This is a genomic window from Actinocorallia lasiicapitis (assembly GCF_054778695.1).
Map to the genome: position 1 here is coordinate 1 of NZ_BAAGZI010000215.1, position 9,787 is coordinate 9,787.

General features: G+C 70.3%; 10 protein-coding genes. 5 read left to right on the forward strand and 5 right to left on the reverse strand.

The window, feature by feature from the left end; all coding sequences use genetic code 11:
• Window positions 1-910: serine/threonine-protein kinase (locus ACYVE7_RS21560; protein ID WP_460366788.1), on the reverse strand; the 910-nt coding region annotated here is incomplete at its 3' end.
• Window positions 911-1,007: 97 nt separating this feature from the next.
• Here ACYVE7_RS21560 and ACYVE7_RS21565 point away from each other — a divergent pair.
• A complete protein-coding gene (locus tag ACYVE7_RS21565; protein ID WP_460366789.1) occupies window positions 1,008-1,820 on the forward strand; it encodes an NUDIX domain-containing protein in 813 nt (270 codons plus the stop codon).
• On the opposite strand, the gene glgB is transcribed toward ACYVE7_RS21565, so the two are convergent.
• Entirely contained in the window at window positions 1,817-4,006 is a 2,190-nt protein-coding gene (gene glgB, locus ACYVE7_RS21570; protein ID WP_460366790.1) for a 1,4-alpha-glucan branching protein GlgB, read from the reverse strand. The genes ACYVE7_RS21565 and glgB overlap by 4 nt on opposite strands.
• 55 nt (window positions 4,007-4,061) lie before the next feature.
• A complete protein-coding gene (locus ACYVE7_RS21575; RefSeq protein ID WP_460366792.1) occupies window positions 4,062-4,817 on the reverse strand; it encodes a GntR family transcriptional regulator in 756 nt (251 codons plus the stop codon).
• Between the two features lie 123 nt (window positions 4,818-4,940).
• Here ACYVE7_RS21575 and ACYVE7_RS21580 point away from each other — a divergent pair, with 123 nt between their 5' ends.
• The 4 genes from ACYVE7_RS21580 to ACYVE7_RS21595 all read left to right on the forward strand — a co-directional run bounded on the left by ACYVE7_RS21580 (window position 4,941) and on the right by ACYVE7_RS21595 (window position 8,581).
• On the forward strand, window positions 4,941-5,165 hold the full coding sequence (locus ACYVE7_RS21580) for a hypothetical protein (protein WP_460366793.1): 225 nt from the start codon (window positions 4,941-4,943) through the stop codon (window positions 5,163-5,165).
• A gap of 217 nt (window positions 5,166-5,382) precedes the next feature.
• Window positions 5,383-6,738: a glycoside hydrolase family protein gene (locus tag ACYVE7_RS21585; protein WP_460366794.1), complete on the forward strand. Its 1,356-nt coding sequence runs from the start codon at window positions 5,383-5,385 to the stop codon at window positions 6,736-6,738.
• Entirely contained in the window at window positions 6,735-7,970 is a 1,236-nt protein-coding gene (locus ACYVE7_RS21590) for a cytochrome P450 (protein ID WP_460366795.1), read from the forward strand. Before ACYVE7_RS21585 ends, ACYVE7_RS21590 begins: the two co-directional genes overlap by 4 nt.
• An 86-nt stretch (window positions 7,971-8,056) precedes the next feature.
• The gene (locus tag ACYVE7_RS21595; RefSeq protein ID WP_460366796.1) at window positions 8,057-8,581 is read left to right on the forward strand and encodes a hypothetical protein; all 525 of its coding nucleotides are present in this window, start codon (window positions 8,057-8,059) and stop codon (window positions 8,579-8,581) included.
• 65 nt (window positions 8,582-8,646) lie between these two features.
• Here the strand turns inward: ACYVE7_RS21595 and ACYVE7_RS21600 are convergent, their stop codons facing one another.
• Both ACYVE7_RS21600 and ACYVE7_RS21605 read right to left on the reverse strand, forming a co-directional pair.
• Window positions 8,647-8,982 (reverse strand): hypothetical protein, encoded by a 336-nt coding sequence (locus tag ACYVE7_RS21600; protein WP_460366797.1) that lies wholly within the window; start codon window positions 8,980-8,982, stop codon window positions 8,647-8,649.
• 154 nt (window positions 8,983-9,136) lie between these two features.
• On the reverse strand, window positions 9,137-9,787 hold a 651-nt coding region (locus tag ACYVE7_RS21605; RefSeq protein WP_460366798.1), incomplete at its 5' end, for an amidohydrolase family protein.

A 9,787-nucleotide genomic window follows, 5' to 3' on the forward strand; every position in this document is an offset into this window, starting at 1 on the left:
CGAGCGAGGTGTGCTCGGGCCCTGGAGCGGGCCGGTCGGGGGTGCGGGGCGGCAGCCACGGTCTCGCCGACGGTTCGGCGGGCGGCGTTTCGACGTCCGGATCGGCCTCGAGGATCAGGTCGTAGACCTGGCGTGCGGTGGGCCGCTGGTCGGGGTCGCGGTTCAGGCAGGCCAGCAGCAGCGGCTCCCACTCGGCCAGCGACGGGCCGAGCCTGGGCGGCGCGTGCAGGATCCGGTGGAAGACCACGGCGAGATTGGGGCCGTCCTCGGGGAACGGTCCGAACGGCGGGAACGCGGTCGCGGCGAACACCATGGTGCACGCCCACGCCCAGATGTCGGAACGGGTCGAGGCAGGGCGGCCGTCGAGCTGCTCCGGCGCGAAGTACGACGGGGTGCCGACGAGCTGCCCGCTGAGGGTGTGCTGGTCGACGGGGCGGGCGATGCCGAAGTCGACGACGCGCGGGCCGTCCGGGCCGAGCAGCACGTTCGCGGGCTTCAGATCCCGGTGGACGACACCGGAGCCGTGGATGGAGATCAGGCCCGTCGCGGTGTTGACCAGCAGCCGTTCGAGATCGCCGTCACGCAGCGGCCCCGACTGGGCGACCCGCTCGTACAGCGAAGGCCCCTCGACGTACTCGCTGACGACGAACGGCCGCTCCCCGTCGAAGGAGAAGTCGATGACGCGGGCGACGCAGAACCGGCGGCGGACCCGCTGGACGGCGTTCATCTCACGTTCGAGCCGGCCGCGCGCCTCAGCGTCGGCGGCCTTCAGCACCTTCACCGCGACCCGGTCCCCGCTCGTGGGATCCGTGCCAAGGTAGACGATGCCCTGACCGCCTTCACCGAGCCGCTCCAGGAGCTGGAAACGGCCCAGGGTGCGCGGGTCGTCCGGCCTGAGGGGTTCGCCCACGAGTAGCCTCCGTTTTGTCGTGCTTTCGCCGGCCCCAACGGCAGATCCCAACCTAGTGGTTTCGTGTACTTCGACGCGACGGGGGGAGTTTCGGTTGATGAGTGAGGGCTTCGCTTTGTGCGAGCGCGGCCATGTGCACAGCGGGCGGTACGGCGCGGCCGGGCTGCTGCTGCACAGCGGCGGGCACGTGCTGCTGCAGCAGCGTGCCTGGTGGTGCAACGGCGGCGGCACGTGGGGGACGTTCGGCGGCGGCCGGCACCACGGCGAGGACCCGGTGGCGGCCGCGCTCCGCGAGACCGTCGAGGAGAGTTCCCTCGACGTGTCCCTGGTGGAGGTGCACGGGCTGGCCGTCGAGGATCACGGCGGCTGGACCTACACGGCCGTCATCGGCACGTGCGCGGGCCTGCCGGAGGTACGGCCCGAGTCGAGTGAGAGCAAGGACGCGGGCTGGTTCCGGTCCGCGGAGGTCGAACGGCTGCGTTTGTTCCGGCCGTTCGCGCAGTCCTGGCCTAGGCTCCGGACCATGCTCACCAAGGTCGTGCTGGTCGTGGACGCCGCGAACGTCATGGGATCCCGTCCCGACGGGTGGTGGCGCGACCGGCTCGGCGCCGCCGCCCGGATCAGGGACGGGCTGGCAGGGCTCGGCCCCGTCCCGCTCGGGCCGTTCGACGCGGCGCTGCGGGAGCTGGTGCTGGTCGTCGAGGGGCAGGCGAAGCGGCTGGAGGGCGTGCCGGGCGTGACCGTGGTGTCGGCGCCCGCCAGCGGTGACGACACGATCGTCGAGCAGGTCGGCGTCGACCCCGACGCCCGGTACTACGTGGTGACCGCGGACCGCGAGCTGAAGGCCCGCTGCGCGGCGCGCGGCGCGGAGATCCTCGGCCCGCGCTGGCTCCTCGACCGGATCGGCTAGCCCGAACCTTCCGGTTCGGCGAGCCAGAGCGCGCCGAGCGGCGGCACCCGGAGCACCGCCGAGGCGGGACGGCCGTGCCACGGCTCGTCCGTCGCGGTGACCACGCCCAGGTTGCCGACCCCGCTGCCGGCATAGGCGAAGGAGTCGGTGTTGAGCACCTCGCGCCACTCCCCCGCGACGGGCAGCCCGAGCCGGTAGTCCTCGTGCGGCTGCCCGGCGAAGTTGACGACGCACGCCAGCCTGGAGCCGTCGCGTCCGATACGCAGGAACGACAGGACGTTCCCCGCGGCGTCGCCCGCGTCGATCCACTGGAAGCCGGTGTCGTGCTCGTCCCAGAGCGCGGGGGTGGCCCGGTAGATCCCGTTGAGCGCCTTCACCAGCCGGCTGACGCCCTTGTGGTGGTCGTCGTCGAGCAGCCACCAGTCGAGGGAGCGTTCCTCGGCCCATTCGCCGCCCTGGGCGAACTCGCCGCCCATGAACAGCAGCTGCTTGCCGGGGTGCGCCCACATGTAGGCGAGGGTGGCGCGCAGGTTAGCGAACTTCTGCCAGGTGTCGCCGGGCATCTTGCCGAGCAGCGACCCCTTCTGGTGGACCACCTCGTCGTGGGAGAACGGCAGCACGTAGTTCTCGGAGAACGCGTACACCAGCGAGAACGTGATCTCGCCGTGGTGGTACTGCCGGTGGACGGGCTCGTGCCGGACGTAGCGGAGCGTGTCGTGCATCCAGCCCATGTTCCATTTGAAGCCGAAGCCGAGCCCGCCCAGATGGGTGGGCCGGGTGACGCCGGGCCAGGCCGTCGACTCCTCGGCGATCGTCATGATCCCCGGCGAGCGCTTGTAGACGGTCGCGTTCATCTCCTGCAGGAACGCGATGGCCTCCAGGTTCTCGCGGCCCCCGTACACGTTGGGGGTCCACTGGCCGCTGTCGCGCGAGTAGTCGAGGTAGAGCATCGAGGCGACGGCGTCCACGCGCAGCCCGTCGACGTGGAACTCCTCGAACCAGAAACTGGCGTTGGCGACGAGGAAGTTGCGGACCTCGGGACGGCCGAAGTCGAACACGTAGGTGCCCCAGTCGGGGTGCTCGCCGCGGAGCGGGTCGGCGTGCTCGTACAGCGCGGTGCCGTCGAACCTGGCGAGCGCCCACTCGTCCTTGGGGAAGTGGGCGGGCACCCAGTCGACGATCACGCCGATGCCGGCGCGGTGCAGGGTGTCGACGAGGTGGCGGAACTCGTCGGGGGTGCCGAACCGGCTGGTGGGCGCGTAGTAGGACGTCACCTGGTAGCCCCAGGACGGCCCGTAGGGGTGTTCGGCGACCGGCAGGAACTCCACATGGGTGAAGCCCATCTCCAGCACGTACGCGGTGAGCTCCTCGGCGAGCCGCCGGTAGTCGAGTCCGCTGCGCCACGAGCCCAGGTGCACCTCGTAGACGGACATCGGTTCGCGGCTCCAGTCGCGTCCCTTGCGGGCGTCCATCCAGTCGGCGTCGGCCCACTCGTGGGCTTCGGCGAGGACGCGGGAGCCGGTGGCGGGCGGGGTCTCGGTCCAGCGGGCCATCGGGTCGGCTTTGTCGCACCATCGGCCGTCGGCGCCGAGGACCGCGTACTTGTAGGTGGCGCCGTGCCCGACGCCCGGCACGAACAGCTCCCAGATCCCGGACGAGCCGAGCGACCGCATCGGGTGGGCGGCGCCGTCCCAGTGGTTGAAGTCGCCGACGAGCCGGACCCCGCGCGCGTTGGGCGCCCAGACCGCGAACGTCGTGCCGGTGATGTCGCCGTAAGTCCTGACCCGCGCCCCCAGCGCCCGCCACAGCTCCTCATGCCGCCCTTCGGCGATGAGATGCAGGTCGAGGTCGCCGAGGGTCGGCGGATGCCGGTACGGATCGTCCTGGAGCAGTTCGGCGCCGTCGGCGTAGGTGACGGCGAGCCGGTACTGCGGGACGGCCTCGGGCGGCCCGCCGGGCGTCAGCGGGGCGCCGGCGGGGAGCGTGCCGGTGAACAGTCCGGCGTGCCGGTGGCGGAGCGGGTGGCGGGTGCCGTCGGGCAGGACGGCCTCGACGCGTTCGGCGAGCGGCCGCAGCGCGCTGATCGTCACCCCGTCGCGTCCCGGATGCGCCCCGAGGAGGGCGTGCGGGTCGTGGTGCTCCCCGCGTACGAGCCGGTCGATCTCCGCGTGTGTCACCCGTGCCATCGAACTCCCTTCCGATTCCGCAGGTTTCCATGCCCGCCCGGGTCCGGGTGTCACATCAGAGATCTATCGAATAATCCAGGACGATCCGGTCGGCCGGAATGATGATGTCCCGGCACACCTCGAGCACCCGCTCGCCCGAGAACATCCGGCGGGTGATGGTGAAGACGGGCACCCCTCCCGGCATCCGGAGCGTCTCGGACTCCTCGGGGGTGGGCATCCGGGCACGGACGGCCTCCTCGACCCTGGTCGGCGGGTGGCCGAGATAGGCCAGCTGGGCCGGGGTGCCGCCCGGCCACGGCTCGCGCGCCGGATCGGCGACGGGCGTGCCGCCCACCACGTCCCACGGCAGGTAGTTGACCGAGATCTGCTGGGGCTCGCCGCGCGCGTGGAACACGAACCTGCGGCGCAGCAGCGGGGTTCCCGCGGGGAGTTCGAAGAGCGCGGCGAGCTCGGTGTCGGCACGGACCCGCCGGTAGACGCGGTCCAGCCGGTAGTCGTTCCAGGTGATCTGCTGGTCGTGGGTGAAGGAGGTCGCGGGCACCGTCAGCGGATGGGTCTCCACCCGGTAGCGGTCCATCGCGACCCGGCGGACCGGTGGCCGGACCCGGACGACGGTCCCCCCGCCGCGGCGGGTCTCCACCAGGCCCTCACCACGCAGGACGGCCACCGCCTGGCGCACCACGATCTCCGACACGTTGTGCGTGCTGGAGAGCGCGGCGATGGTGGGAAGTCTCCCTCCCGGGGGATGACTCCCGTCACGGATGCCCCGGCGCAGCTCGTCCGCGATACGGAGATAGGCAGGTCTCGGCACCAGTCGCGACACCTCCCCATGTGGCCGCTGGAGAAACGTTCCACTTACCTACAGCTTGACGCTTCTCCTTCCTCGATTCACATTTGTATACGGAACGATGTGCTCGGGGAAGGGACCGCCCACATGGGTGACTTCGAAGACCTGAAAGCGATCATCGAGGCGGAATACCCGGGGTGGCTGGTCTGGCGGAGTGACGCGGGTCGGTGGTACGCGACCAGGAGCGGCGACCTGACGGACGCTCAGCTCCAGGCCGGATTCGCCATGACGCTCGCGTCCGACGACGAGCCGGGGCTCCGCGAACTCCTCGCCGACCAGGCCCGGAAGGACGCGGAGGAACGGGAGGGGTGATCCCCGCGCCCGGTCCGCTGAGCGGGGGCGGACCGGGGCGGGATCTCACGTCCACGCCAGACTCCGGTGACCGCAGTCACGGAAGCGTCCTGCTCCGGTAAGGGCCGGGAAGTTCTGAGAATCGGGTGAGAAGACGGCCGCTCGACGAACCCGAGCCGATGATTGAACCTTCTAATGGAGACGGAAGCCCGAATTTTCCAGCCCCCTGGAGCACCCCGTGAGCGGCCCCCCGCAGACCACGAGCCACCTCGCCTCGACCCGCCGCGGCCGGCACGGCCGCCGCACCCCGATCTGGCTGGTCGCGCTCGACGCCGCGCTGGCCGGAATCCTCACCGCGGCCGTCTTCCTGTTCGTGCGCGGCGGCGACGACACTCCGAAGATCGACGACCGGCCCGTCGGCGCGATCGCCGACGGGCTCCCCTGGCCCGCCTGGGGCTTCACCCACACCGAGAACAGCGCCGAGCAGTCCCCCGGCGCGCCCACCGCGATCGCCGCTCAGCCGCTGCTCCAGGCGCAGCACATCATGGGGTTCGGCGCGCTCAACCCGCAGGAGACCCCCGGCCGGTACGACTGGAGCTCCCTCGACCGGCGGGTCGCGCTGATGCGGGCGTCCGGCGGCACCCCCGTCATCACGCTGTGCTGCGCGCCCGACTGGATGAAGGGCGGCCCGCCCGGCAGGACCGACTGGTCGCACCTGAACGACGCGCCCACCGCCCAGTTCTTCGACGCGTTCGCCGACCAGGCCGGCGAAGTCGCGAAACGGTACCCCGACGTCAAGTACTTCATGGTCTGGAACGAGTTCAAGGGCTTCTTCAACCAGGGCAGGAACCGCTGGGACTACGAGGGCTACACCGAGCTCTACAACAAGGTCTACACCGCGGTGAAGGCCGCCAACCCCGAGGCGAAGGTCGGCGGGCCGTACATGGTCGTCAACAGCTACGCCAACGCGCGCGGCGAGGCGTCCAGGGAGCTGAAAGGCGACTGGGGGGCCGCCGACCAGCGCGCCCTCGACGCGATCACCTACTGGTTCAAGCACAAGAAGGGCGCCGACTTCGTCGTCGTCGACGGATCGACCCTGCCCGAGGACCGCACCGCGCACGCCGACGAGTTCACCGCGACCGGCAAGTTCGGGGCCGTCACCCGGTGGCTGCGCGCCAACACCGGCGACCTGCCCGTCGTCTGGTCGGAGTGGTACGTCGAACCGCCGAACGCCGGCTGGGCCGCGAACCGGCTCAACGCCGTGCAGACCGTCGCGATGATGGAATTCGCCTCCTCGGGGGCGTCCGGCGCGCTGTACTGGAGCCCGCAGGGGGCGCCCGCCCCGTGCGCCGGCTGCCTGTGGGACGGCTCCGGGCAGGGGCTGCCGCCGCTGGAGATGCTGCAGAACTTCGCGAAGTGGTTCCCGCCCGGCACCGAACTCATGCCGGTGGAAGCGGCGTCCAAGTCGGTGAGGGCGCTGTCGAGCAAGCAGGAACTGGTCGTCGTCAACACGACCGGCCAGCCGGTCTCCACGACCGTCGGAACCGTCCAGCTTGATCTTCAGCCGTACGAGGTGAGGTGGGTGGACCGGTGAGCACGGACCTGGTCGGCATCGAGTTCTGGGAACGTCCGCACGTCGAACGGCACGCCGAGTTCGCCCGGCTGCGCGCCCTCCCCGAACCGGTGTTCTGCGCCGAACCGCGGATCCCGCTGATCCGCGCCGGCAAGGGCTTCTATGCGCTGACCAGGCACGCCGACGTCGTCGAGGTCAGCAGAAACGCGAAGATCTTCTCCAGTGAGCCGGCGGCGACGTCGCCGGAGCCGCCGCCGTTCATCTCCTGGCTGTTCGGCCGGCCGATGGTCAACATGGACGATCCGCGGCACGGGCGGCTCCGCCGGATCGTGTCGCGGGCGTTCAGCCCGAAGATGCTCGCCAAGATCCAGGACGACATCCAGGCGACCGCCACGATGATCGTCGACGAGGTGGAGCGGGCGGGGCCGACCGATTTCGTGGCGCAGGTCGCGGCGCGGCTGCCGATCCACGTCATCTGCTCGATGATGGGGATCCCGCCCGACCGCCGTCCGTACGTGCTGTCGCGGATCGACGTGATGACCGAGTACTCGGGGGTGCGCGGTTCGCTGCTCCACCCGCGGACCCTGCGGCTGCTCGCGGGCAACCTGAAGGCGATCGTCGATCTGCACCGCCTGGTGGCGAAGATGGGCGAGGAGCGGCGCGGGAACCCGCAGGACGATCTGGTGTCGGCGCTCGTCAACGCCAACGTGGACGGCGAGTCGCTGACCACGCGGGAGCTCGGCTCGTTCTTCGATCTGCTGCTGGTCGCCGGCAACGAGACCACCCGCAACGCCCTGGCCCACGGCCTGAAGCTCTTCACCGACCATCCCGACCAGCGCGCGCTGCTGCTGGAGGACTACGAGGCGCGGATCGGCCCGGCCATCGAGGAGATCGTCCGCTATGTCTCGCCGATCATCCAGTTCCGCCGCACGCTCAAGGAGCCGTACACCCTGAACGGCCACACGTTCGCCGCGGGCGACAAGGTCGTCATGTTCTACCAGGCCGCCAACCGCGACCCCGAGGTCTTCGCCGACCCCGACGTCTTCGACATCTCCCGCTCCCCCAACCCCCACGTCGGTTTCGGCGGCCCCGGCCCCCACCTCTGCCTCGGCGCCAACCTAGCCCGCATGGAACTGAAAATCATGTTCCGCGAGCTCTTCACCCGCCTCCCCCACCTCCGCACCACCACCCCACCCACCCTCCTCCTCTCCAACTTCGACAACGGCGTCCTCCACCAACCCTTCACCTTCTGAGTCGGCCTCAGGTCGCAGCCGAACCCGCCTCAGGATCCACCGGGAGTCGGATGACCCGGGCATTCCGCCGCCCCTAAGGTTCGCGCATGACGTCCAAGATCGGTGCGTTCTGGCTTGCTCTGCCGTGCGGGGTGTTCTGCTTGGCGGGCCTTTACGCCGGGGCGACGATCACTGTGGGGTTCGTGCAGTTCGGGCTGTTGGTGGCACTGTTCGCCTTGTGCGGGCTCGGGCTGGTCGTCATGGTGTTCAGGCGTGCCAGTCGTGGCTTCTGGCTGCTGGTGCCCGTCGTGCTGCTGGCGACGCCGTTCGGCTTCGTGGCTTCTGAGGTGCCGGAGCGGGCTGTCCTGTCGCTGATCGATGACGATCTTCGGGGGATCGCCGAATCTGGGAAGGTGGGGCGGGCGGGGCCCTACCGGGTCGTCGCCGTGGAACGGGAAGGGTCTGCGGTGCTGCTTCAGGTTGCGGGGACCGGGTGGATCTTCTCGCATGGGGGGTTCGTTTATGCGCCTGGGGGGCCTGCGACGATACCTGCGCTGGGGGAGGGGTACGAATCGCTTGACTACTGGCATATTTCGGGGGCCTGGTATGAGTATTACATGGTGGAAAGTTAGAAATGCCCCCGGTTTGAGCCGGGGGCATTTCTGTGCGTCAGGCCGTCATAAGGACGGCGGGACGGCTAGTCGTTCTTGTGGCTGTTCCGGCCGCCCTTGCGCTTGGCGGACTCCGGTTCGGCCTCGGCGCCCTTGCGACCGGCGGCGGCGGCGCGGGCGGGGTCGTTCTTGAAGTTGCCCCCGCTGTTGCTGCCACCTTCCGACTTCGCCCACTCGGGCTCGGCGGCGGCGCCCTTACGGCCTGCGGCCTTGGCGCGAGCGGGGTCGTTCTTGAAGTTCCCGCCGCTGTTGCGACCGCCCTCGGCCTTGGCCCATTCGGGCTCGGCCGCGTTGCCCTTACGGGCAATCTCGGAGCGCTCCTCGTCAGACATGGCGGCGAAGCCCCGCTTCTCTTCCGACATCGAAAATCCCCCTCATTTTCCGAGTGGTGAAGCTCCTGTCGATTTGTAGCCTACCCACCGGACATTTCCCACCAAACCAAATGATCTCACTCGTGAAAACGGCCGCCTCGGCTATTCCCCGTTTACTCCATTTTTGCGCGAACCTTCCGGCTCCCTAGAAGTCGGCGACGGCTTCCCGGAGCGCGGCGGCTAGGGCCTGGGGCAGGTCGGGGATGAGGCGGTGAGCCCCATGGGCGACGATCGGACGGCCGGAGACGACGACATGGGAGACGTCGGCGGCGGTGGCGGCGTACACGACCGACTCGGGGGCGAAATCGGGAGTGGTGCCGGCGAGGCGGACCGAGTCCAGCGAGACGGTGACGAGGTCCGCGTAGGCGCCGGGCTCCAGCCGTCCCGCCTCGGGCCAGCCGAGAGCCGAGTGGCCCGCGGAGGTGGCGGCGGTCAGGAGCTCCCCGGACGTCCAGGTGCCGCGACGGCGCGTCGCGAGCCGTTCGTCGAGCTCCAGGGCGCGCGCCTCCTCGAACAGGTCGATGACGGCGTGCTGGTCGGAGCCGAGCGACAGCGGCGATCCCGCCGACTGGAGGAGCTTGGCGGGGCCGATGCCGTCGGCGAGATCCCGTTCGGTGGTGGGGCACATGCAGGTGCCCGTCATGGTGGCGCCGAGCAGGCCGATGTCGTCGCCGGTCAGATGGGTGGCGTGGACGGCGACCGTCAGCGGGCCGAGCGCGCCCGCGTCGGCCAGCAGCCGGGCCGGGGTGCGGCCGTACGCGGCGAGGCACGCCTCGTTCTCGGCGGGCTGCTCCGA

Excerpts from the sequence above, each read along its gene's own strand:
- ACYVE7_RS21565 (WP_460366789.1), top strand. The coding sequence starts at position 1,008 with ATGAGTGAGGGCTTCGCTTTGTGCGAGCGCGGCCATGTGCACAGCGGG.
- glgB (WP_460366790.1), bottom strand. The coding sequence starts at position 4,006 with ATGGCACGGGTGACACACGCGGAGATCGACCGGCTCGTACGCGGGGAG.
- ACYVE7_RS21580 (WP_460366793.1), top strand. The coding sequence starts at position 4,941 with ATGGGTGACTTCGAAGACCTGAAAGCGATCATCGAGGCGGAATACCCG.
- ACYVE7_RS21595 (WP_460366796.1), top strand. The coding sequence starts at position 8,057 with ATGACGTCCAAGATCGGTGCGTTCTGGCTTGCTCTGCCGTGCGGGGTG.
- ACYVE7_RS21600 (WP_460366797.1), bottom strand. The coding sequence starts at position 8,982 with ATGTCGGAAGAGAAGCGGGGCTTCGCCGCCATGTCTGACGAGGAGCGC.